This window comes from Pseudomonas sp. S11P7 (assembly GCF_023195435.1).
Classification (GTDB): Bacteria; Pseudomonadota; Gammaproteobacteria; order Pseudomonadales; family Pseudomonadaceae; genus Aquipseudomonas; species Aquipseudomonas fluorescens_G.
On record NZ_JALPKS020000002.1, the window covers coordinates 915,525 to 939,674 of the forward strand.

A 24,150-nucleotide genomic window follows, 5' to 3' on the forward strand; every position below is an offset into this window, starting at 1 on the left:
GGAATGCCTCCCCGACGCTCTGCGTCGGCTCTTGGGACGCGGAGCGTCCTTTGCTGCATTCCCACGCAGAGCGTGGGAATGATCAGTTAGCCAACCAATAATTATCGACCTGCGCCGTAGGGCCTTTCCCGCTGTTACCCGCCACAACCCAATGTGTAACCGCCCGCGCCAAACCGGGGCGAAGGGAAACGCTACGCCCCGTATTAGAGCCTCAAAAACGTTGCTGAAAAATAAGACACAACGCTGCGCTTGCCGGATTAGAAGGGTTTGCGAATAATAGGCCCGCAATTTGCAGCATGGATCGGTTCACTGTCTTTCGCTCTTGCATGAAATTGCAAGGCTGTCAATGCGCTCAAGTCGCTTTCTCTGTGCATCTGTAATTAGTTGTCGCATTGAAGAAATATCGACTTCGGGCCTGTCGTTAGAATGCCGATCACTCGCTCATCGTGGCTGACGTTGAAATCTTCGCCGGTTTCAATAGGAAATTTCCCACCGATGCAGCAACCGATTTCCTGATTCACCCATTCGCATATTGGGCTGTTGCTCACTCTGCCGTTTTTGCCCTTTACCGATGGAGTCCCAAGATGAAGAAACTTGTGCTGCTTGGCGCCCTGGCACTGTCCGTGCTGTCGCTGAATGCCGTCGCTGACGAAAAGCCTGTGAAGATCGGCATCGAAGCGGCTTACCCGCCATTCGCCTCGAAAGCTCCGGACGGCAGCATCGTCGGTTTCGACTACGACATCGGCAACGCGCTGTGCGAAGAAATGAAGGTCAAGTGTGTGTGGGTCGAGCAAGAGTTCGACGGTCTGATCCCGGCGCTGAAAGTGCGCAAGATCGACGCGATCCTGTCGTCCATGTCGATCACTGAAGACCGCAAGAAGTCGGTCGACTTCACCAACAAGTACTACAACACCCCGGCGCGTCTGGTGATGAAGGCCGGCACTCAGGTCAGCGAAGGTCTGGCTGAGCTGAAAGGCAAGAACATCGGCGTACAGCGCGGTTCGATCCACGAGCGTTTCGCCCGCGAAGTGCTGGCGCCACTGGGTGCCGAGATCAAGCCGTACGGTTCGCAGAACGAGATCTACCTCGACGTGGCTGCCGGTCGTCTCGACGGTACCGTGGCTGACGCGACCCTGCTCGATGACGGCTTCCTGAAAACCGACGCCGGCAAAGGCTTCGCGTTCGTGGGCCCGGCGTTCACCGACGTCAAATACTTCGGCGACGGCGTGGGTATCGCAGTACGCAAGGGCGACGCCCTGAAAGACAAGATCAACAGCGCCATTGCGGCGATCCGCGAGAACGGCAAATACAAGCAGATCCAGGACAAATACTTCGCCTTCGATATCTACGGCAAGTAACACGTCTCTGCGACAAGTCCGAAATGGCGCAAGCAACAGAATCTCTGCGGTTTGCGCCATTTTTTCATCCCAACTTTCGAGGACCTGAATCATGTTGAAAGGCTACGGGGCTGTCATCCTCGATGGCGCATGGCTGACGCTTCAGCTCGCCTTGTCGTCCATGGCTCTGGCCATCGTTCTCGGGCTGATTGGTGTCGCGCTGCGCCTGTCGCCGGTGCGCTGGCTGGCCTGGCTGGGCGATCTGTATTCCACGGTGATCCGCGGGATTCCCGATCTGGTGCTGATCCTGCTGATTTTCTACGGCGGTCAGGACTTGCTCAACCGCGTCGCGCCGATGCTCGGTTATGACGATTACATCGACCTGAACCCGCTGGCGGCCGGCATCGGCACCCTCGGTTTCATCTTCGGTGCGTACCTGTCGGAAACCTTCCGCGGTGCGTTCATGGCGATCCCCAAAGGCCAGGCCGAAGCCGGCATGGCGTACGGCATGAGCAGTTTTCAGGTGTTCTTCCGGGTGATGGTGCCGCAGATGATCCGTCTGGCGATTCCCGGCTTCACCAACAACTGGCTGGTACTGACCAAGGCCACCGCGCTGATTTCCGTGGTCGGTCTGCAAGACATGATGTTCAAGGCCAAGCAGGCGGCGGATGCCACGCGTGAGCCTTTCACCTTCTTCCTCGCAGTGGCGGCGATGTACCTGGTGATCACCAGTGTCTCGTTGCTGGCATTGCGTCACCTTGAGAAGCGCTACTCGGTAGGCGTAAGGGCGGCTGATCTATGATCTTCGACTACAACGTCATTTGGGAGGCGCTGCCGCTGTACTTCGGCGGCCTGCTGACCACCCTCAAACTGCTCGCGCTGTCGCTGTTTTTCGGCTTGCTGGCGGCCCTGCCGCTGGGGCTGATGCGCGTCTCGAAGAACCCGGTCGTCAACGGCGCCGCGTGGCTCTACACCTACGTGATCCGTGGCACGCCGATGCTGGTGCAGCTGTTCCTGATCTATTACGGTCTGGCGCAGTTCGAAGCAGTACGCGAAAGCTTCTTGTGGCCGTGGCTGTCCAGCGCAACGTTCTGTGCGTGCCTGGCGTTTGCGGTCAACACCAGCGCCTACACCGCCGAGATCATCGCCGGCAGCCTCAAGGCCACGCCGAACGGTGAGATCGAAGCGGCGAAGGCCATGGGCATGTCGCGCTTCAAACTGTACAAGCGCATCCTGCTGCCATCGGCCCTGCGCCGGGCACTGCCGCAATACAGCAACGAAGTGATCATGATGCTGCAGACCACCAGTCTGGCGTCCATCGTGACGTTGATCGATATCACCGGTGCGGCGCGTACCGTCAACGCGCAGTTCTATCTGCCGTTCGAGGCGTACATCACCGCTGGCGTGTTCTACCTGTGCCTGACCTTCATTCTGGTCAAGCTGTTCAAGCTGGCCGAGCGTCGCTGGTTGAGCTACCTCGCGCCGCGGAAGCACTGATATGGAACGCATCGACCACGTGTTGCCGTGGAGCCATCTGGGCAGCGAGCGCAGGGTGTCGGTTTTTCGCTTCGGTCATGGCGAGCGCAAGGCCTACATCCAGGCCAGCCTGCACGCCGACGAACTGCCGGGCATGCGCACCGCCTGGGAGCTGAAGAAGCGCCTCGGCGAACTCGAAGCCCAAGGCTTGCTCAACGGCGTGATCGAGCTGGTGCCGGTGGCCAATCCGTTGGGGCTCGGGCAGTTGCTGCAAGGCAATCACCAGGGGCGTTTCGAGGCGGGCAGCGGCAAGAATTTCAACCGTGATTTCGTCGAGCTGAGCGCGCCGGTCGCCGCCGCGCTGGCCGACAAGCTCGGGGACGATCCGCACGCCAATGTGCGGCTGATCCGTCAGGCGATGGCCAACCATCTCGCCGCTTTGCCTGAGGCGAGCAGCCAGTTGCAAGGCATGCAGCGCGTATTGCTCAGCCATGCCTGCACTGCCGATGTGGTGCTCGATCTGCATTGCGACGCCGAAGCCGCGCTGCACATGTACGCGTTGCCGCAGCATTGGCCGCAGTGGCGCTCGCTCGCCGCGCACCTGAATGTGAAGGTCGGCTTGCTCGCGGAAGACTCCGGCGGCAGCTCGTTCGACGAGGCCTGTTCGCTGCCGTGGCTGCGCCTGTCGCGGCAGTTCCCCGATGCGCAGATTCCGCTGGCGTGCCTGGCCACGACCATCGAACTGGGTGGTCAGGCCGATACCGGCCGAGCTGAAGCAGAGGCTTACGCTGAAGGCATTCTGGCGTTTCTTGCCGAGCAGGGCCTGATCACCGGCGAGTGGCCGAATCCGGCGTTTGATCCGTGCGAAGGCATGCCGTTCGAAGGCACCGAATTGTTGTTCGCGCCGCACCCCGGTGTGGTGAGTTTTTCCCGCAAGCCCGGCGAATGGGTCGAGGCGGGCGAGGAGATTTTTGAAGTGATCGACCCTGTGGCCGATCGGGTCAGCACGGTATGTGCTGGTACCTCCGGGGTGCTGTTTGCCATTGAACGGCTGCGTTATGCCCAACCCGGTTTCTGGCTGGCCAAGGTGGCGGGGCGCGAAGCGCTGCGTCGCGGGCGCTTGCTCAACGACTGACTGACTGTTTTTGTGAGAACCGACCGCATGTACAAACTTGAAGTCCAAGACCTGCATAAACGCTACGGCAGTCACGAAGTGCTCAAGGGCGTGTCCCTGAAAGCGGCCGCCGGCGATGTGATCAGCATCATCGGCTCCAGTGGCTCCGGCAAAAGTACTTTTCTGCGTTGCATCAACCTGCTCGAGCAGCCGCACGCGGGCAAGATCCTGCTCAACAACGAAGAGCTGAAACTGGTCGCCAACAAGGACGGCGCGCTGAAAGCCGCTGATCCGAAGCAGCTGCAACGCATGCGTTCGCGCCTGTCGATGGTGTTTCAGCATTTCAACCTGTGGTCGCACATGACCGCGATTGAAAACATCATGGAAGCGCCGGTGCACGTGCTTGGCGTGCCCAAGTACGAAGCTCGCGAAAAAGCCGAGTACTACCTGAACAAGGTCGGCGTGGCCCATCGTAAAGACGCATTCCCGGGCCACATGTCCGGTGGCGAGCAGCAGCGCGTGGCGATCGCCCGTGCACTGGCGATGGAACCGGAAGTGATGCTGTTCGACGAGCCGACCTCGGCCCTCGACCCGGAACTGGTCGGCGACGTGCTGAAAGTCATGCAGGCGCTGGCGCAGGAAGGCCGGACCATGGTCGTGGTCACCCACGAAATGGGTTTTGCCCGCGAAGTGTCGAACCAGTTGGTGTTCCTGCACAAAGGCGTCGTCGAAGAAAGCGGCAACCCGCGCGAAGTGCTGGTCAATCCGCAGTCGGAGCGCTTGCAGCAGTTCCTGTCCGGTAGCCTGAAATAAAACAGGGCTGCCGTTGTGCACCAGATTAGGTCATGCTTCGCAACCTGAAAGCCGGCTCCATACCCTGTGGGAGCTGGCTTGCCAGCGATAGCGGTGAACCAGTTTGCAAATCTGGCACAGACATATCGCCATCGCTGGCAAGCCAGCTCCCACAGTTGATCGATGTTGGTTTCAGGATGTGTGTTCATTTACGGGCTAGCATTGGCCCATGCCTTCATCACCGTTTTTCGCTTCGGATTGCCCGCCCATGACTGCCCATCGAATAGGTTTCCTGATTTGGCCCAGCACTAAAGCGTTGACGCTGGCGCTGGCGGAGGAAGCCTTGCGTGTCGCTCAGCGTGTGCACCCGGACGTGGTCTACGAATTGTCGTTCCTGCAGGCCGAAACGCCAGCCGAAGGCGCCTGGCAATTGCCGGGTGAGGCGTGGGCCGGCAAGCTCGAGAATTTCCAGAAACTGTTCCTGCTCGCTGACGAACCACCGATCACTCTGGCGCCGGCACTGAGCAGTGCGCTCAAGCAACTGGTGCGTGCCGGTTGTGTGATCGGTGGTCTGTCGGCCGGTGTCTACCCGTTGGCCCAACTCGGTCTGCTCGACGGTTATCGCGCTGCGGTGCACTGGCGCTGGCAGGACGATTTCGCCGAACGCTTCCCGAAAGTCATCGCCACCAGTCACTTGTTCGATTGGGACCGCGATCGCCTGACCGCCTGCGGTGGCATGTCGGTACTCGACCTGCTGCTGGCGGTGCTGGCGCGTGATCATGGCGCGGAACTGGCCGGTGCGGTGTCCGAAGAGCTGGTGGTCGAGCGCATTCGCGAAGGCGGCGAGCGTCAGCGTATTCCGTTGCAGAACCGTCTCGGCTCCAGTCATCCGAAGCTCACCCAGGCGGTGTTGCTGATGGAAGCCAACATCGAAGAGCCGCTGACCACCGACGAAATCGCCCAGCACGTGTGCGTATCGCGGCGGCAACTGGAGCGGATCTTCAAGCAATACCTCAACCGCGTGCCGAGCCAGTACTACCTGGAACTGCGCCTGAACAAGGCCCGGCAGATGTTGATGCAGACCAGCAAGTCGATCATCCAGATCGGCCTCTCGTGTGGCTTCTCTTCAGGGCCGCATTTCTCAAGCGCCTACCGCAACTTCTTCGGTGCCACGCCGCGCGAAGATCGCAACCAGCGGCGCAGCAGCAGCCCGTTCGAATTGTCGTCAGTCCCGCCCGAGCGAGGCTGACGGCGGTTCAGCTATTGCCGGGTCATGTGAGTTCCTCGCCGTCGGAAAAGTCCGAATCCACAAAATCGTCAACTTGTTGCATCAAGTTGGGGCCCGGCATCCGCGCCTCCATATTGTGCTCGGCCAGCGCCGTGTTGTAGCTGTCCAGGCGCTGCTGACTTTCCGGGATCAATGGATTTCCGCTGAAATTGTACTCGGTCATCCTGGTATCGGGACGTGAAGGAAAGTCCGCAGGCAATCGCTTGATCTTGTTATTCGACAAGTCCACGCGTCTCGTCTGAGTGAGTCTGTACAAACCGGCGGGCGACCGGGTCAGCCCGGTATTACTCAGGTCGAGCATTCGCAGGTCGGGAAAGTGATCCATGTCGGGCACTCTCCAAAGTCGGCTGTTGTTACTCAAATCCAGGGTATCGAGCTTTGCCAGGTTGGCGAATGCATCTGCAGTTTGCGGCGTAATCGTGATCTGGCAACCCGACAGGCTGAGGCTGCTCAATGTCTCGAGACGAAAGATTGCCGACGGAACGCGAAGTAATGGGTAATCGCGGATATCCAGCACCCTGAGCCGGGGAAACAGCGCCAGCAAGGCATCGACTGGTGGCGGCGTACTTACCGTGGTGGTCAGCTGCAACTGTTTGACGTAGTCGAAGCGCCCGGTCATTTGTGGCAGCTCGCCCGTGAAGGAGAGATCGCAATCGAATTCGGTGTCCAGGCCATGGACCGGAAAGCGCCGCAGGCGTTTTTCCAGGTTGTCCTTGAAGCGCCGGCGCTGGCTGATTTGCGCGCTTGGTGGGGCAATTTCCGGCACACCGTGGGCAACCGGATCTTCGGGCGCCGCATTCACCCAGGTTTCGAGCGTGTTCAGCAGCGTGCTGAGTTCGGTTTGCCGGCGCAGCAGCTCGGTGCGTCCGTCTGTCAAGGTCCCGGGCAGACTGTAGATCAGGTTGTTGGCATCGAAACCGCTCAATCGGGGATAGAGCGTTTGGGCCAGATCAATGTCGGCCTGTTCGACCCAGACGCCAAAATTGTCGCCTTTGACCAGATAGCATGCCTTCATCTGTTCGCGCGAAGTCGCCGACAGCGGATTGGAGCCCACATCGATGCCGCGGTTGGCATACGCCGCCAGTGAGTCGGGCAATTCGATGATGTTGTTGTCGCTCAGCAACGCCGTTTGCAGGTGCGGGAGTTGGTCCAGCCCGGCGGGAACACGGTCGATGCCTGTACGGATCAGGTCGATGAACGCCAGATTCACCAGTGCCGAGGCATCGGGCGTCTGGCCCAGTGGATTATTGAACAGATCCAGCGACGTCAGGCGGCTCAGTGTCGACAGGGTGGATTGCCCGGCCGCGTCGAGGGTGATGTTGCACCGGCTCATCATTAGCGTTTCAAGCGCTGGCATGCTTTCGAGCGCTCGCGGGATTCGGCCCAGGGCGAACCCGGGCAACTCGAGACCTTCCAGGCCAGTGAAGCAATCGAGAAAGCCATCGGGAACCATCAAGTGTGGATTGCCTTGAATTTCCAGGTGGGTTATCTGGCTGAAGTCAGCGCTGAGCTCGGGCAATTCACCAGCAAACGCAGCCTTGGCTTTGAATATTTCCGCACGTAGATCCGGCACATCGACGCGACTGCCGCGCCAGAGTCCTTCGAGGTCTTCCTTGAACCGGGATCGCGCCTCAAGCTGTGCGGCGCGCTGCTCGGCATTCCATAGCTGGCCTGACGTCGGATCATGACTTGGTACGCGCTCCTGCCACGCCGTAAGGTCGCTGAGCAACCGGGTGATTTCAGTTTCCCAGTTCATCAATTGCGAACTACCTGCCTGCAAGGTGCCGGGGAGGCGATAGATCATGTCGCCGGCCATGTGGTCGGTCAGGTGCGGGAACACTCTGCGCGCCCTCGCGACATCGTTCGCCGCGGGCATGATGCCGAAGTTGCGGTGATGTTGGGCGTAGTAAGTCTTGATGCGCTCGCGAGCCGCCACAGAAAGCGGATTGCCAGCCAGACGCACACCGTCTGCACGATTGGGTGTGAGGCTGAAAAGTGCCTCCGGCAACTCACTGATGTGGTTGTTGTTGAGGTGCACCGTCTGCAGTGTCGGGTGCCCAACGATGCCCTCAGGCACGGCTGTCAGACCGCTATTGAGCAGAAAGACATCCTGCACTGCTGGAAGCGTCTGCAGATCGGGGGCCACGGTCAACGGGTTGTTGATCAGATCCAGACGCGTAAGCGTGCGCAGCGACTTCAGCACGTCATAGCCCGCTGAGGTGTGGCTTATCGCGCAGTTGTCCAGGCGCAGCTTCTTGAGATTGCGCAGTTGGCCGATGAAGGCGGGTATTTCGTTCAGCGCGAAATCCTTCATTTGCAAGGTGTGGAGTTCGGGAAACAACGCCACGAACTCGCCGATGCCATCGATCGCTGCGTTGCCGGTCAGTTTCAGGCTTGCGACATGACTGAAGTCGACGCTCAGGCGAGGCAACTGGCCAACGAACGGCAGGTCTGCGGTAAAGGACAGGCTGCGCTGGCCGGTCTCGCTGGAGGTCTGGCGCCAGAACGTCTCCAGGTCTTGCTTGAACGTCGATCGTGCCGAGCGCTGGCGAGCGCGCTCATTGTCGGTCAGCGCACGCCCCGTGGCCGAATCTGTAGACGGGGTTTGCAATACCCAGCGGTCGAGGTCGAGCTGCATCTGCGCCAGCTCCGCTTGCCAGCGCAGCAGTTGTGCGCGACCGGTGGCCAGATTGCCCGGCAAGTCATAGATCAGGTCGCTGGCCTCTTGCTCATCCAGCTCCGGGAACAATTGCCGGGTCAGGCTGACGTCCTGCTCCGCGGCCCTGACCTCAAAATCCTGTTGATAGGTGCGGAAGTAGGTTTTGATTTTGTCGCGTGTTTCGCTCGATAGCGGATTGTCGGAAAAATACAGGCCATCAGTGCGTTCTGCAGGCAGCTCGAATAGCGCGTCGGGCAGCTGTGTAAGGCGATTGCCGGTCAATACCGCAGTGCGCAGTTGCGGATGGCTGGCCAGACCTGGCGGAGCAACGGTGAGTCCGCTGTTGGACAGGTCGATGAACGTGAGCGCAGGCAACAGGTTCAGATCGGGGAAAGTCCCCAGGGGATTGTCACTCAGATTCAGCGTCTGCAAAGCGTTCAGCGAAACCAGTTCGGCCTGATGTTCGGGCGTCATCACCACGCCGCAGTTCTTCAGCTTCAGGTCGGTCAGCTGAGGCAAATTCCTCCCGGGAAGGGAGTCAGTGCTCAGATCAAAGCCATTGAGGCTCAGCGAGACCAGATTCGGGAAGGAATCCACAAAAGGCAAGCTCGCCGAAATATCGGCATTGCCGGTCAGTTTGAGGCGCAAGACATGCTCGAAATTGGCGCTGAGCACAGGCATGTCGCCGCTGAACCCGGCCGTCGCTTCAAATTCTCCACTGCGGGTGAATTGATCGCGGCTACGCCAGAAGCGCTCAAGTTGCTGCGCGAAGGCGCGTCGGGCGTCGAGTTCACGCCTCTGCTCAGCGTGAGGCAGGCGTTCACCCGTTTCAGGATGAGACGTGGCGGCCTGATTGATCCATTGGCTGAGTTCCAGCTTCAACTGATTGAGTTCGGTTTCCCAGAGGTTCAACTGCGCACGGCCCTCCACCAGGGTTCCGGGTAAACGGTACAGCAGGGCAGTGGCTTGCTCCTCGCCGAGCGCTGGAAACAATGTAGTGGTGCGCTGCAGGTCCTCACGTTCCGGGCGAATGCCGAAATGCCTGCCGGTAGCGTCATGGAAGCGCTTCACGCGTTCGCGTGCGGCAGGCGTCAGCGGGTTGTCGGCAAAGGTGAAACCATCACTCAGCGAAGGCGGCAATCGGAAGAAGGCTTCGGGCACGGCGGTCATGCGATTGCCGTCGAACTGGCCGGAAATCAGGCGCGGATGATTGAGCAGGTCGTCCGGCAGGCTGTGAATGCCGGTGTTGGACAAATTGACGTAACGCAGCGAAGGCATCGTGTGCAGATCGGGCGGTAAACCCAAGGCGTTGCCTTGCAGATCGAGAATGGTCAGCTGTGGCATGGACGCCAGCACCGATTGCGTGGTGATCGTCAGGCTGAGCCCGCATTTGCGCATTCGCAGTTCGCGCAGCGATGGCATCGAGGTCAGTACCTGCGGCAGCCCCGGCAATTTCAGGTTGTGTGCATCGAGCATCTGCAATTGAGGAAAGTGCTGAAGAAAGCCTTCCAGAGAGCCGGGCGTGGCGCTGCCATCCAGGATCAGCGCGGTGATATGGCTGAGGTCGGCCGACAGCGTCGGCAAGTCGCCAATGATCGGGTGGACAAGCTGCAAGACGTGACCGGTGGCCATGCCGTATTGATTGATCGCGGTCGGGTATTCGCGGCGCCAGCCCTTGAGGATTTCTTCCCTGAGCAAGCGGCGGTTCTGGATTTCGACGCGCTTTTGCAGCGCGGTCAGCGCAGCGCCGGTATCGGGATGCCTGGCGGGCGGATCGTTGGCCCAGATGTGCAGATCGTTTTGCAGTTGCAGGTAATCATTCTGCAGTCGTTGAATTTCCACATGCGGGCCGGCCGGGCTGGCACGCAGGTTTTCCGCCAGGGCGCGGACTTGCTGTTCGGTCATCCTCGGGTAGAGCGCGCGGATATCCTGCTCGTAAACGCGCGCAGGGTTATTCAGACTTTCAACGCGATCGATCCGGGGATAACCATCGCTGCCCAACAGCCGTAACGTGTCCAGAACGGGTGGCTTGATGGGCGTTTGATGCAGCACCACTCGCAACTCGTCGCGCTCCAGCGTGCGTTCGCGAATGGCGCCTTTGAGCATCTGCCCTGGCCAATGCCGATGTTGAGGCTGGCGCGCTCACTGTCGGGCAGCGCGTACAACACGCTGGAGTAGAAATCGCTGAGCGAATGCAACTCCTGGCCGCGATCATCGAAGGCTTGATAGCGCTGGTCATCGCTCCTCACCAGAACCTTTTTTTCGGCCGCGTCCTCGCTACCGATGCTGTCGACGACCGGGCCTTCGTAGCGACCGTCGCGGATTTCGATCTGTACATCGCCGCTCCAGCCCGGCAGCAATTTGAGGCTGTGCAGCGCCAGCGAGTCGGAGTCGGGATTATTCACTGAGCCAAGTTCAAGCCCTTCATAGGCACGGGACACGCGCACTTCCTGACTGGCCAGCTGCATCAATTCCTGTTGGCGCGGGGGCAGTTGTCCGTCGTTGATCTGCAGCAGTTCGCTTCCGGTGGCGGTGTCGAGCAGTTCGCGGGTGACGCTTGCGGGCAGGTCTGGGTGGTGAGCCTTGAGCTGTTGCGCCAGCGGGTCGTCGAGCTGCTGCGACAGTTGATAACGGGATTCGAACAGCGCGCTGCGGTTGGCTTTCGCCAGGCCGGCCAATTGCTTGCGCAAGGTCTGGCTGCGGACGTCCAGTGGGGGCTGCGCAGTGAAGGGTTCGGCGAGCAGCGCCTTGATTTGCGTTTCGTCGAGTGTGGTCAGCAAGGTCTTGAGCAAGTCGCTGCCGATCAAGCGGTCCTGCTGTAATTCCGTCAATGGCAGGCTCTCGTCGGCGCTGGACTGCCAGAGCAAATCACCGCTGCGATCCAGCAGGCGCAGGCGCTGGTTACTCGGCCAGCGGCCTTGTTCGCTGAGCAATTGCAATTGCGTCACCTGGTCGGCTTGCAGGAAATCATCAGCTGTGTCGCTGTCGAGCTGATCGATAAACCGCTGCAACTGCCGATCGATCTTGAAGCGCTGAATGCTGTCGGCCAGCAGCGGCGGAGTTTTCTCCTGATCGACATGCATCTTGCGCAAGGCATCTCCGCTGCTGCCGCTGACCTGAAGAATGGTTTCACGCTCTGCTGGAGTAAAAGCCTCCAGTGTCGGGTCGGTCCGCCGCAGTGCGGTTTCGCCGTCCCATTGCATGGGTTGTTCGAGTTCGGTGTGCCACGCACTGTCGCCGTTGTGCCGCAGCACCGGTTGGTAGGCGTCGGGACGGGTCGGGTGCTCGATACGGTACTGACCGGGCACCTCATGTTCGACTACCGAAAAATGCGCCTTGTCGAGCGGCAGCAGTTGCTTGCCCTGATGTGCGTGCAGGCCCCGTTCATTCGGCTGCGAATCCGCAGGTGGCGGTGCCGGATGTTCGTAGCGCTGCAGGTCAGGCTCCCAGTAACGGGTTTTACCGTTTGCCAGCTTCACCGGTTTGAAGCGATCAATGAACGCCACCACTTCCTTGGGCAAGACCTTGCGAAACTCGCCCGATGCAATCGCGCCGCCCACGGCAAACATGCCCAACTGGATCATCGATTCAACGGTGCCCATCAAATGCCCGAACGCTTCGGTGTTACGCCCCTGACCCCATTCGACGATGCCCTCGAACACTTCGTCGAGCATCTGATATGCCATGTACGCCATCATCGCTTCGCCCAGCACCGGCACAAACGGCGCGACGATCAATGCGGCGGTCTGGGCGATGGTGGAAAGGATGTCGACCACCGAGTCCCAGAACGCCCACCGCGCCTTTTGATCGACGATGGCGGTGGGCACGGCAATGGTTCGGGCGTCGTTGAAGATCTTGTTCAGTTTCGCCTGATGAAGGTGTTGCAAGACGTCGTCATGAAAGGGCACCAGGGCCGTCTGCAGATCGGGCCGCTCCACCGGTGTTTCGCGCCACGCCGGCCGGGAGTCGCCGGGTTCATGCGGGTGCCACTTGATCTCGCTGAGGCGGCTGTTGAGGGTGCTGAAGAAGAACCCGCGTTGCTCGTGATTGACGAAACGGCTGAAGAAACGCTGGTAATCCTTCGAGCGCAGCTGGCGCGTCAGTTCAATGATCATTTCCAGCGGCGAGGCATACTCCTTGAACGGATGTTCCGGGTCATCCGGCACATACGCCACGACTCGCGCATTGTTTCGCGACAGGTACAGGTCCGGGGCGAACACGACGATGCCGGTCAGCGGCGCGCAAAGCATGCTCACGTCATGGCAGAGCAAGGGTGCGCCGTGTACGTAGAGGCCTTTCATGCCATCGAGCATGGCCTCGACCAGACGCACGGCATTCTCCGACACGTCACGGTTCATTCGCGCCCACTGCAGGGCCGCTTTCATTGCAGTTTTCTGGCTGGCGTCCAGTTTGCTGCGCAACACGGTAGCGACCATCGGATCGGAGTAACCGAGATTTTCCTCCAGGCTGGCTGTGTACTTCGCCCCGATGTCCAGCCGCCGGCACAGTTGGGTGAAGGCGGGAATGCTCATTCGGGACTGGACGGCAGGCAAGGTGTCGAACTGCCCGGTCGGCGTCGGCGCCGTGGTGAAGGTCGATTCGGCTTCGAAGGCGTTGTCTCGCGTTTCCCGGTCTTCGAAGTTATGCAGCGCCGCCTCCAGCAAGGAAACGCTCCAGACGCGTGCGCCGGTCTTGATCGGAAACAGCGGCGTAGTCGCCGGAATGTACAGGCGCACATAGGTGTTTCTGACATCCAGCTCCAGGTCGAAACAACTCTTGAGCTCGGCCTTGAGCAAGGGCTCGGCGAAGGCGGCGGCGTCCTGCAGATGCTCCAGGGCTTTATCGGCCTGGCTTTGCGCGTCGATGTGCGCCCCCGTGAGCGTTTTCATCAGTGCGTGCTGGTCGGCAGGTGCTGACTTGAGCGTTTCAGGCAGCAGCGGGGCGCTGTTCTTCAGCGCTTCGCGCCGTGTGGCTGAGGTGTTGCCCAGCCACTGGGGAAGCGCATCCTTGAGCGGTTGGTAATGTGCGTCCGCGTGTTGCGCGTCATGGGTGGCATTGGGGGTTGCGGATGGGTGTCCTTGAGACAAATGCATGGCCATTCCTTGGCGTCATTAAGAACCCCCAGCAAACCAGCAGGCCGCGCCCTTCGTGCGGTACATATTTATATCTCTGGGGCGAGGCTGAGTTGGTATTCTGCGCGGCCTGCCGCAAATCGGCCGCGCCCGGTAAACTGCGCCTTTGCGACGCTATATGTCGCATTGCCGTAAACCCGGGAAAATCCGGGGTTTGCGCTATAAGAAGTTGTCGCTTGGCGGCAAGGCCGGGCACAAAACTGTCCTTACAATCCCCCCAATCGCTCGCCAGTTTCCGGCGAGTGTTCCTTTTCAGGAGACTCCGATGTCCGTTGAGCACGCTGCGGTACAACGCGCCGATTTCGACCAGGTAATGGTTCCCAACTACGCGCCTGCCGCTTTCATTCCGGTGCGTGGCGCCGGTTCCCGGGTCTGGGATCAGGCCGGCCGCGAGCTGATCGACTTCGCCGGCGGGATTGCCGTCAACGTATTGGGCCACGCGCACCCGGCGCTGGTCGGTGCCTTGACCGAGCAGGCCAACAAGCTCTGGCATGTGTCCAACGTGTTCACCAACGAACCGGCCCTGCGCCTGGCGCACAAGCTGATCGACGCGACATTCGCCGAGCGCGCATTCTTCTGCAACTCCGGCGCCGAAGCCAACGAGGCCGCGTTCAAGCTGGCCCGTCGCGTCGCGTTCGACCGTTTCGGCAGCGAGAAGTACGAAATCATCGCCGCGCTGAACAGCTTCCACGGCCGTACCCTGTTCACCGTCAACGTCGGTGGCCAGTCGAAGTACTCCGACGGTTTCGGCCCGAAAATCACCGGTATCACCCACGTTCCCTACAATGATCTGGCCGCGCTGAAAGCGGCGGTGTCCGACAAGACTTGCGCGGTCGTGCTCGAACCGATTCAGGGCGAGGGCGGCGTGCTGCCGGCTGAACTGGCTTACCTGCAAGGCGCCCGTGAATTGTGCGATGCGCACAGCGCGCTGCTGGTGTTTGACGAAGTGCAGACCGGCATGGGCCGCAGCGGCAAGCTGTTTGCCTACCAGCATTACGGCGTGACCCCGGACATCCTCACCAGCGCCAAGAGCCTGGGCGGCGGTTTCCCGATCGCGGCGATGCTCACCACCGAAGCGCTGGCCAAGCATCTGGTGGTCGGTACGCACGGCACCACTTACGGCGGCAACCCGCTGGCCTGTGCGGTGGCGGAAGCGGTGATCGATGTGGTCAACACGCCAGAAGTGTTGAGCGGTGTGAACGCCAAGCACGACAAGTTCAAGTCGCGTCTGGAGCAGATCGGTGCGAAATACGGCCTGTTCACCCAGGTGCGTGGCCTCGGTCTGCTGATCGGCTGCGTGCTCAACGACGCGTGGAAAGGCAAGGCCAAGGACATCTTCAACGCCGCTGAAAAAGAAGGCCTGATGATTCTCCAGGCCGGCCCGGACGTGATCCGTTTCGCCCCGAGCCTGGTGGTGGAAGACGCCGATATCGATGCCGGTCTGGACCGCTTCGAACGCGCCGCTGCCGCACTGACGCAAGCCTGATGGACCCATCGATGCCTGAAGTTTTTCAGGCGTCGATCAAAATTTTGATACCGGGCACGTTCAACTTCAGGAGTGAGCCTGCTCGCGATCGCGGTGTATCAGACACATCAATGTCGACTGATACACCGCTATCGCGAGCAGGCTCACTCCTACAAGGTCCGGTGTTCTTTCTGTGATTTTTTTGAAGAGAAAAGGAGTGACACCATGCTGGTGATGCGCCCCGCGCAAATGGCTGATCTGGGCGAGGTACAGCGTCTGGCTGCGGACAGCCCGATTGGTGTCACTTCCTTGCCGGATGACGTGGAACGTCTGAGCGACAAGATCGCCGCGAGCGAAGCGTCGTTTGCCGCCGAAGTGAGCTTCAACGGTGAGGAAAGCTATTTCTTCGTCCTCGAAGACACCGCCACCGGCAAGCTGGTCGGTTGTTCGGCGATTGTCGCTTCGGCCGGTTATTCGGAGCCGTTCTACAGCTTCCGCAACGAGACTTTCGTCCACGCCTCGCGCGAGCTGAAGATCCATAACAAGATCCACGTGCTCTCGCAGTGCCACGACCTGACCGGCAACAGCTTGCTGACCAGTTTCTACGTGCAACGCGAACTGGTCGGATCGCCCTGGGCCGAGCTCAATTCCCGCGGTCGTCTATTGTTCGTCGCCAGTCACCCGGAGCGTTTCGCCGATTCGGTGGTGACCGAGATCGTCGGTTACAGCGATGAAAACGGTGACTCGCCGTTCTGGGATGCGATCGGGCGCAACTTCTTCGACCTCAACTACGCCGAAGCCGAACGCCTGTGCGGGCTGAAAAGCCGCACGTTCCTCGCCGAGCTGATGCCGCATTACCCGATCTACGTGCCGTTGCTGCCGGATTCCGCGCAAGAAGCGATGGGCCAGGTGCACCCGCGGGCACAGATCACGTTCGACATCCTGATGCGCGAAGGCTTCGAGACCGATCACTACATCGACATCTTCGACGGTGGTCCGACCCTGCATGCGCGCGTTTCCGGGATCCGCTCGATCGCGCAGAGCCGTGTGGTGCCGGTGAAACTCGGCGAGCCGGTCAAAGGTGCCGGACGCCAATATCTGGTGGCCAACGCACAGTTGCAGGATTACCGCGCGGTGCTGCTGGAGCTGGATTACGCGCCGGGCAAACCGGTGACTCTGGATCTGGAAGCGGCCGAAGCCCTGGGCGTCGGTGAAGGTGCCAGTGTGCGCCTGGTGGCGGTTTAACGCCTTAGCGAGTTTCACGGGTGGCGCAAGCGGCCCGTTTGAGGAGATAGCATGATTGTTCGTCCCGTACGCAGCAGCGATTTACCCGCGCTGATCGATCTGGCCCGCAGCACCGGCACCGGCCTCACCACTTTGCCGGCCAACGAAGAACGTCTGGCCCATCGGGTCGGCTGGGCCGAGAAGACCTTTCGCGGTGAAGCCGGCCGTGGCGATGCGGACTACCTGTTCGTGCTTGAAGACGACAACGGCCGCGTGGTGGGGATTTCCGCCATCGCTGGCGCGGTCGGTCTGCGCGAGCCTTGGTACAACTTCCGTGTCGGCCTGACCGTCAGCGCCTCGCAGGAATTGAACATCTATCGCGAGATTCCGACGCTGTTCCTGGCCAACGACCTGACCGGCAACTCCGAGCTGTGCTCGCTGTTCCTGCACGCCGATTACCGCAGCGGTCTGAACGGCCGCATGCTGTCCAAGGCGCGCATGCTGTTCATCGCCGAGTTCCCGGAGCTGTTCGGCAACAAGATCATCGCCGAGATGCGCGGTGTATCCGATGACGCCGGGCGCTCGCCGTTCTGGGAAAGCCTGGGCCGGCACTTCTTCAAGATGGAATTCAGCCAGGCCGATTACCTGACCGGTGTCGGCAACAAGGCGTTCATTGCTGAACTGATGCCGAAATTCCCGCTGTACACCTGCTTCCTTTCGCCGGACGCGCGCAACGTCATCGGCCAGGTCCACCCGGACACCGAGCCGGCGCTGGCGATGCTCAAGAGCGAAGGTTTCAGCTATCAGGGTTACGTCGATATCTTCGACGCCGGCCCGGCGATCGAATGCGAAACCGGCAAGATCCGCGCAGTGCGCGACAGCGAAGCGCTGGTGCTGGCCGTTGGTACGCCGGGCGACGACGCCACGCCGTTCATCATCCATAACCGCAAACGCGAAGACTGCCGCATCACCGCGGCGCCTGCGCGTCTGGCCGCCGGCACGCTGGTGGTCGATCCGCAGACCGCCAAACGTCTTCAACTCAGCGCCGGCGATCAGGTTCGCGCCGTGGCGTTGTCCGCTGCACGGGAGTCGAAACAATGAATTCGCTATACATCGCAGGTGAGTGGCTGGCCGGTCAGGGCGAAGCCTTTCAATCGCTGAACCCGGTGACCCAGCAAGTTTTGTGGTCGGGCGAGGGCGCCACGACGGCTCAGGTCGAATCCGCCGTGCAGGCCGCACGTCAGGCATTTCCAGGCTGGGCGCGGCGTTCGCTGGACGAACGCATCAGCGTGCTTGAGGCTTTCGCTGCCGCGCTGAAAAACCATTCTGACGAACTGGCCCGTACCATCGGTGAAGAAACCGGCAAGCCATTGTGGGAAGCCGCGACCGAAGTCACCAGCATGGTCAACAAGATTGCCATCTCGGTGCAGAGCTACCGTGAGCGTACCGGCGAGAAGAGCGGCCCGCTGGGCGACGCCACCGCCGTATTGCGCCACAAGCCGCACGGGGTGGTCGCGGTGTTCGGCCCTTACAACTTCCCCGGCCACTTGCCCAACGGCCATATCGTGCCGGCGCTGCTGGCCGGTAACAGCGTGCTGTTCAAGCCCAGCGAACTGACGCCGAAAGTCGCCGAGCTGACGGTCAAGTGCTGGATCGAAGCCGGCCTGCCGGCCGGTGTGTTGAACCTGCTGCAAGGCGCGCGGGAAACCGGCATCGCCCTGGCGGCGAACCCGGGGATCGACGGTCTGTTCTTCACCGGTTCGAGCCGCACCGGCAACCATCTGCACCAGCAATTCGCCGGACGTCCGGACAAGATCCTGGCGCTGGAAATGGGCGGCAACAATCCGCTGGTGGTCGATCAGGTTGCCGATCTCGATGCCGCGGTTTACACGATCATTCAGTCGGCGTTCATCTCTGCCGGCCAGCGTTGCACTTGCGCGCGGCGTTTGCTGGTGCCGCAAGGCGCGTGGGGCGACAGCCTGCTCAAGCGTCTGGTCGAAGTCAGTGCGACCATCGAAGTCGGTGCGTTCGATCAGCAGCCGGCGCCGTTCATGGGCTCGGTGGTTTCCCTCGGCGCGGCAAAAGCGCTGATGGATGCACAGGAACATCTGCTGGCCAACGGCGCCGTGTCGCTGCTGGCAATGACTCAGCCGCAAGCGCAGTCGGCACTGCTGACGCCAGGCATTGTCGACGTCACCGCAGTGGCCGAGCGCCCGGACGAAGAACTGTTCGGCCCTTTGCTGCAAGTGATTCGCTACGTCGATTTCGAAGCTGCCATCGTTGAGGCCAACAACACCGCCTACGGTCTGGCCGCCGGCCTGCTGTCGGATTCCGAAGCGCGTTATCAGCAGTTCTGGCTGGAAAGCCGCGCCGGCATCGTCAACTGGAACAAACAACTGACCGGTGCCGCGAGCAGCGCACCGTTCGGCGGTGTCGGGGCGTCGGGTAACCATCGCGCCAGCGCCTACTACGCGGCGGATTACTGCGCGTACCCGGTGGCGTCGCTGGAAACCCCGAGCCTGGTGTTGCCTGCCTCGCTGACACCCGGCGTGAAAATGGCGTGATGCCCATCGCTGGCAAGCCAGCTCCCACAGGGGGCGGGTCGTCCACAGAATCTGTGAACACCACCCATCCTGTGGGAGCTGGCTTGCCAGCGATGAACGCACCGCGGTCGCACTGAATAGTTACTGAAGCCTATAACAACAGATTCACGTGGAGCCTCGCTGATGAAATCCTACGAAGTCAATTTTGACGGTCTAGTGGGGCCGACCCATAACTACGGTGGTCTGTCCTACGGCAACGTTGCCTCCCAAAGCAACAGCCAGCAATCCTCCAGCCCCAAAGAAGCGGCGCTGCAAGGCCTGGCGAAAATGAAAGCGCTGATGGAAATGGGCTTCCAGCAGGGCGTACTGGCACCGCAGGAACGTCCGGACGTGGCCGCACTGCGCCGGCTGGGTTTCAGCGGCACTGACGCGCAGGTAATCGAGCGCGCCGCCAAAGAAGCTATGCCGTTGCTGGTCGCCAGTTGCTCGGCGTCGAGCATGTGGGTGGCCAACGCCGCCACGGTCAGCCCGAGCGCTGACACTGCGGACGGTCGCGTGCATTTCACTGCCGCCAACCTCAACTGCAAATACCACCGCAGCATCGAGCACCCGACCACCAGCCGCGTGCTCGGCGCGATGTTCGCCAATCAGCAGCACTTCGCCCATCACGCTGCATTGCCGGCGGTGGCGCAGTTCGGCGACGAAGGCGCGGCCAACCACACGCGTTTCTGCCGTGAATATGGCGAGGCGGGCGTCGAGTTCTTCGTGTTCGGCCGTAGCGCGTTCGACAACCGTTACCCGGCGCCGCAAAAGTACCCGGCGCGGCAGACCCTCGAAGCCTCGCAAGCCGTGGCGCGTCTGCACGGTCTGCGCGAAGACGGCGTGGTCTACGCCCAGCAGAATCCCAATGTGATCGATCAGGGCGTGTTCCATAACGACGTGATCGCCGTTGGCAACGGCGAAGTGCTGTTCTATCACGAGGACGCGTTCCTCGAGACCGAACAGATGCTCGCTGAGCTGGAAAGCAAACTGGCCAAGGTCGGTGGCAAGTTCCAGTCGGTGTGTGTGCCGCGTTCGGCGGTCACCGTCGATGACGCGGTGCGCTCGTACTTGTTCAACAGCCAGTTGCTGTCGCGCCCTGACGGTTCGATGCTGCTGATCGTGCCGCAAGAGTGCCAGGCCAACGAGCGCGTCTGGGCGTATCTGCAAAGCCTGACCAGCTCCGGCGGTCTGATTCGCGAAGTGAAAGTCTTCGACCTCAAGCAGAGCATGCAGAACGGCGGCGGCCCAGCGTGCCTGCGCTTGCGCGTCGCACTCAACGAAACGGAACTGGCGGCGGTCAACTCAGGGGTTATCATGACGCCACCGTTGTACGGTTCGTTGACCGCATGGGTTGAAAAGCACTATCGCGACCGCCTCAGCGAGAGCGATCTGGCGGACCCGCAGTTGTTGCTTGAATGCCGGACGGCACTGGATGAACTGACGCAAATCCTTAAACTGGGCGCGGTTTATCCCTTCCAGATCAATTGATCGCTGGCGTGCCGCTTGAACGCGGCGCGCGGCAGGTCACCCCAAGAGAGTAAAAACATGAGCGATTCCCTGCAGCTGATCCTTGAAGACACCGACGGCACGCAACTGCAAACCTCGTGCACCCGCGTCGCGGTCATGTGGCAAGGCAAAGAGCTGTGGATCCAGCAGGACGGCCGCGGCCAGTTGCTGATCGGCGTTGACGTCGAAGAAGGTGACGAAGAGTACGCCAACCTGCTGTTGCGCCCATTGGCGACTAATCTGGTAAGTCTGCAGCTGGAAATGGAACCGGCTGACCTCGGCGCTGACGAGGATCACGTACACGGCCCGGATTGCAACCACGACCACTAAGGAAACCGCTCTATGCTCGCCCTCGGCAAACTGCTTGAACTGACCCTCGCCGGCCGCGAACCGGCGGAGAAGACTCAACTGACTGTCGAAGGCGTGCGCATGCGCTGGTTGAGCGAAGGGGCGCTGGAAGTCCGGCCCCCGGAAGCGCGCGACAATGGCCTGGACCTGCTGCTGTCGGCAGGCATCCACGGCAACGAAACCGCACCGATCGAGTTGCTCGACCGGTTGCTGCACGATATCGCTCGCGGCGATCTGAAGCCGCGCGCACGCATTCTTTTCCTGTTCGGTAATCCCGAGGCGATGCGCAAAGGCGAGCGCTTCATCGAGCAGGACGTCAATCGGCTGTTCAACGGCCGGCATGAACAAAGCAGTGGCAGCGAAGCGTTACGTGCCTGTGAGCTGGAGCGCCTGGCGGCGAGTTTCTTCAGCAAACCCGAGCGCCAGCGTTTGCACTACGACCTGCACACGGCGATTCGCGGCTCGAAGATCGAACAATTTGCGCTGTATCCGTGGAAGGAAGGGCGCCAGCATTCACGCCTTGAACTGGCGCGCCTGCGCGCAGCCGGGATGGAAGCCGTGCTGCTGCAAAACAAACCGTCGATCGTGTTCAGTGCCTATACCTACGACAAGCTCGATGCCGAGGCTTTCACCCTGGAGCTGGGCAAGGCGCGGCCGTTCGGACACAACGAAGGCGTCAACGTGTCGCTGCTCGAAACTCGCCTGAAGCAGATCATCGAAGGCACCGAGCCGGAGATGGCGCAAGCGGGTCTGGACGGTTTGCAGCTGTTCAGCGTCGCCCGGGAAATCATCAAGCACAGCGACGCGTTCCGCCTGAACCTGCCGGCGGACATCGAAAACTTTTCCGAGTTGGAACCGGGTTATGTGCTGGCCGAAGATCTGGCCAATACCCGCTGGATCATCGAAGAGCCAGGCGCGCGGATCATCTTCCCCAACCCGAAGGTCAAGAACGGCCTGCGCGCCGGCATCCTGATCGTCCCGACCACCGACGAAAACCTCGCCTGAGATTGCCGCCGAGTGATCGTTCCCACGCTCCGCGTGGGAATGCAGCCGGGACGCTCCGCGTCCCTTCCAAAACCAAACGCGGAGCGTCCGTTGCAGCATTCCCACGCAGAGCGTGGGAACGATCGGGCGAATTTAGACCGCTACCGCATGCGGCTCGGTACGACGCAATGCGCGAACTTTGCGCAGGGTATCGGCACACGTCCGCGCCGCTTCCTGGCCTTTGTGCACAAAGTGCTCAAAGAAGAATTTCTGATGCTCTTCGCCAGAATGGAAGTGATGCGGCGTCAGCGATACCGAGAACACTGGCACTTCGGTTTCCAGTTGCACCTGCATCAGGCCGCTGACCACTGACTGGGCGACGAACTCATGACGGTAGATGCCGCCGTCCACGACGAGGGCTGCAGCGACGATGCCGGCATAACGACCGGTCTTGGCCAGCAGCTTGGCGTGCAGAGGCATTTCGAAGGCGCCGCCGACTTCGAAGAAATCAATGTCCGATTCCTGATAACCCTGAGCAAGCATTTCGGCGACGAAGCCTTTGCGGCTCTGGTCGACGATTTCCTTGTGCCAGCAAGCTTGGATGAACGCGACGCGCTCGCCGTGCGGGTGTTTGCTTTTGCTGTCGATAGCGGTGGGTTGCATGTTCTGACTCCTGTTTGTGTGAAAAACAGGGCGTTATGAATCGAAAGGGATGCCTGGGTGCGCACACGCACAACGACGCGCGGACGGCCCTTGGCTTTTGATCCCGTTCTCTCTTCATCCGGACTATGACCGTCGGCCCCGGAATCACACCGGGTCTGCTGACCTTGCCGCCGACCACCGCCATTGCCGTGTTCGCCGCCAAGCGCTCGCGGGCTATGCGCATTGCGCGCAATTACCGCCGGTGGGGAATTGCACCCCGCCCTGAGAACGTTTGTGCCGCCCGTTGTCGGACGGCGCAGCGTTTTTAACACATATTTTCCAGCTGTGCACAGACCCTGTGGGATGCTGCTTTTTCAGCAAGGCAGTGAATTTTCCTCGTTCAAGGCTTAATTAATCCGCGCCATGACCGCAGTAATCCCACTTCGTAAAGGGATTTCCCCTGCTGACCAGAGGCCAGGTTCATGAGCGTTATCGATCTTCGCAGCGACACCGTCACCCAACCGACTCCCGCCATGCTCGACGCCATGCTGGCGGCGGACACCGGTGACGACGTGTACGGCGAAGACCCGACGGTCAACCGTCTGCAAGCCGAACTGGCCAGTCGCCTCGGTTTCGCAGCCGCGCTGTTCGTGCCGACCGGGACCATGAGCAACCTGCTCGGGTTGATGGCGCACTGCGAACGCGGCGACGAATACGTCGTCGGCCAGCAGGCGCACACCTACAAATACGAGGGCGGTGGTGCAGCCGTGCTCGGTTCGATTCAGCCGCAGCCGCTGGAGGTGCAGGCGGACGGTTCGCTCGATCTGGAGCAGGTCGCCGCAGCGATCAAACCGGACGACTTTCACTTTGCCCGCACGCGCTTGCTGGCGCTGGAAAACACCATGCAAGGCAAAGTGCTGCCACTGGAATATCTGGCCCGGGCGCGACGCTTCACTCAGCAGCATGGCCTGCAATTGCACCTGGACGGCGCGCGCCTGTACAACGCGGCGGTCAAGCTCGGTGTCGATGCACGGGAAATCACTCAGTATTTCGATTCGGTGTCGGTGTGCCTGTCCAAAGGCCTCGGTGCACCGGTCGGCTCTGTGCTGTGCGGTTCAGAACAACTGATCGGCAAGGCCCGGCGTTTGCGCAAAATGGTCGGCGGCGGCATGCGCCAGGCCGGCGTGCTGGCAGCGGCGGGGCTGTACGCGCTGGATCACAACGTCGGACGGCTGGCCGACGACCACGCCAACGCACAATTGCTGGCCGATGGTCTGCGCGAAGCCGGTTTCGTCGTCGAACCCGTGCAAACCAACATGGTTTATGTGCAAATGGGCGACAGGGCCGAGGCGCTCAAGGCCTTCGCGGCCGAGCGCGGGATCAAGCTCAGCGCCGCGGCGCGTTTGCGCATGGTCACGCACATGGACGTGAGTCGCGCGCAAATCGAGCAAGTGATCGCGACATTCGTCGAGTTTTCACGCAAGTGACAGCGTTAGCCGTCCAATTGACCGTTTCTATCGTATAAACACGCTGTACCCCGCGCGCTGGGCCGATATAATGCGGCCCTTTGCCGTCGCTTCGTCTCTGACGTTTCGAAC

16 protein-coding genes and 1 riboswitch are annotated in these 24,150 nt (G+C 60.9%); of the genes, 14 read left to right on the forward strand and 2 right to left on the reverse strand.

Going from position 1 to position 24,150, the window contains the following annotated elements:
• Positions 1–584: 584 nt before the first annotated feature.
• From M0746_RS04235 to argR, 6 genes are all read left to right on the forward strand, one after another.
• Positions 585–1,358: an ABC transporter substrate-binding protein gene (locus M0746_RS04235; RefSeq protein WP_090285420.1), complete on the forward strand. Its 774-nt coding sequence runs from the start codon at positions 585–587 to the stop codon at positions 1,356–1,358.
• A 91-nt stretch (positions 1,359–1,449) separates the two neighbouring features.
• Positions 1,450–2,139, forward strand: a complete 690-nt coding sequence (locus M0746_RS04240; protein ID WP_016773583.1) for an ABC transporter permease — start codon at positions 1,450–1,452, stop codon at positions 2,137–2,139.
• A complete protein-coding gene (locus M0746_RS04245; protein WP_093099200.1) occupies positions 2,136–2,834 on the forward strand; it encodes an ABC transporter permease in 699 nt (232 codons plus the stop codon). Before M0746_RS04240 ends, M0746_RS04245 begins: the two co-directional genes overlap by 4 nt.
• Before the next feature lies 1 nt (position 2,835).
• Complete coding sequence (locus tag M0746_RS04250) at positions 2,836–3,948, forward strand: succinylglutamate desuccinylase/aspartoacylase family protein (RefSeq protein ID WP_258448311.1); 1,113 nt, start codon at positions 2,836–2,838, stop codon at positions 3,946–3,948.
• Positions 3,949–3,975: 27 nt separating this feature from the next.
• Complete coding sequence (locus M0746_RS04255; protein ID WP_007912705.1) at positions 3,976–4,740, forward strand: ABC transporter ATP-binding protein; 765 nt, start codon at positions 3,976–3,978, stop codon at positions 4,738–4,740.
• Between the two features lie 247 nt (positions 4,741–4,987).
• Entirely contained in the window at positions 4,988–5,968 is a 981-nt protein-coding gene (argR, locus tag M0746_RS04260) for a transcriptional regulator ArgR (protein WP_258448312.1), read from the forward strand.
• A 4,653-nt stretch (positions 5,969–10,621) separates the two neighbouring features.
• On the opposite strand, the gene M0746_RS29145 is transcribed toward argR, so the two are convergent.
• A complete protein-coding gene (locus tag M0746_RS29145) occupies positions 10,622–13,759 on the reverse strand; it encodes a dermonecrotic toxin domain-containing protein (RefSeq protein ID WP_342454958.1) in 3,138 nt (1,045 codons plus the stop codon).
• Positions 13,760–14,063: 304 nt separating this feature from the next.
• Here M0746_RS29145 and M0746_RS04270 point away from each other — a divergent pair, with 304 nt between their 5' ends.
• The 7 genes from M0746_RS04270 (at position 14,064) to astE (ending at position 21,931) form a co-directional block, all read left to right on the forward strand.
• A complete protein-coding gene (locus M0746_RS04270) occupies positions 14,064–15,284 on the forward strand; it encodes an aspartate aminotransferase family protein (RefSeq protein WP_258448314.1) in 1,221 nt (406 codons plus the stop codon).
• 204 nt (positions 15,285–15,488) lie between these two features.
• Positions 15,489–16,508 (forward strand): arginine/ornithine succinyltransferase subunit alpha, encoded by a 1,020-nt coding sequence (gene aruF / locus M0746_RS04275; RefSeq protein ID WP_064598807.1) that lies wholly within the window; start codon positions 15,489–15,491, stop codon positions 16,506–16,508.
• 51 nt (positions 16,509–16,559) lie between these two features.
• The gene (gene astA / locus M0746_RS04280) at positions 16,560–17,588 is read left to right on the forward strand and encodes an arginine N-succinyltransferase (protein WP_258448315.1); all 1,029 of its coding nucleotides are present in this window, start codon (positions 16,560–16,562) and stop codon (positions 17,586–17,588) included.
• Positions 17,585–19,051 (forward strand): succinylglutamate-semialdehyde dehydrogenase, encoded by a 1,467-nt coding sequence (astD, locus tag M0746_RS04285; protein ID WP_258448316.1) that lies wholly within the window; start codon positions 17,585–17,587, stop codon positions 19,049–19,051. Before astA ends, astD begins: the two co-directional genes overlap by 4 nt.
• A 162-nt stretch (positions 19,052–19,213) precedes the next feature.
• The gene (astB, locus tag M0746_RS04290) at positions 19,214–20,560 is read left to right on the forward strand and encodes an N-succinylarginine dihydrolase (protein WP_258448317.1); all 1,347 of its coding nucleotides are present in this window, start codon (positions 19,214–19,216) and stop codon (positions 20,558–20,560) included.
• Positions 20,561–20,617: 57 nt separating this feature from the next.
• Positions 20,618–20,908 carry a hypothetical protein gene (locus tag M0746_RS04295; protein WP_016773591.1) on the forward strand — a complete coding sequence of 97 codons (291 nt, stop codon included), beginning with the start codon at positions 20,618–20,620 and terminating at the stop codon, positions 20,906–20,908.
• A gap of 12 nt (positions 20,909–20,920) precedes the next feature.
• The gene (gene astE / locus M0746_RS04300; protein ID WP_258448318.1) at positions 20,921–21,931 is read left to right on the forward strand and encodes a succinylglutamate desuccinylase; all 1,011 of its coding nucleotides are present in this window, start codon (positions 20,921–20,923) and stop codon (positions 21,929–21,931) included.
• A gap of 132 nt (positions 21,932–22,063) precedes the next feature.
• On the opposite strand, the gene M0746_RS04305 is transcribed toward astE, so the two are convergent.
• On the reverse strand, positions 22,064–22,573 hold the full coding sequence (locus tag M0746_RS04305) for a 6,7-dimethyl-8-ribityllumazine synthase (RefSeq protein ID WP_208940124.1): 510 nt from the start codon (positions 22,571–22,573) through the stop codon (positions 22,064–22,066).
• A 101-nt stretch (positions 22,574–22,674) separates the two neighbouring features.
• Positions 22,675–22,846: riboswitch (FMN riboswitch) on the reverse strand.
• 188 nt (positions 22,847–23,034) lie between these two features.
• Here M0746_RS04305 and ltaE point away from each other — a divergent pair.
• A complete protein-coding gene (gene ltaE / locus M0746_RS04310; protein ID WP_258448319.1) occupies positions 23,035–24,039 on the forward strand; it encodes a low-specificity L-threonine aldolase in 1,005 nt (334 codons plus the stop codon).
• The last annotated feature ends 111 nt before the right edge of the window (positions 24,040–24,150 follow it).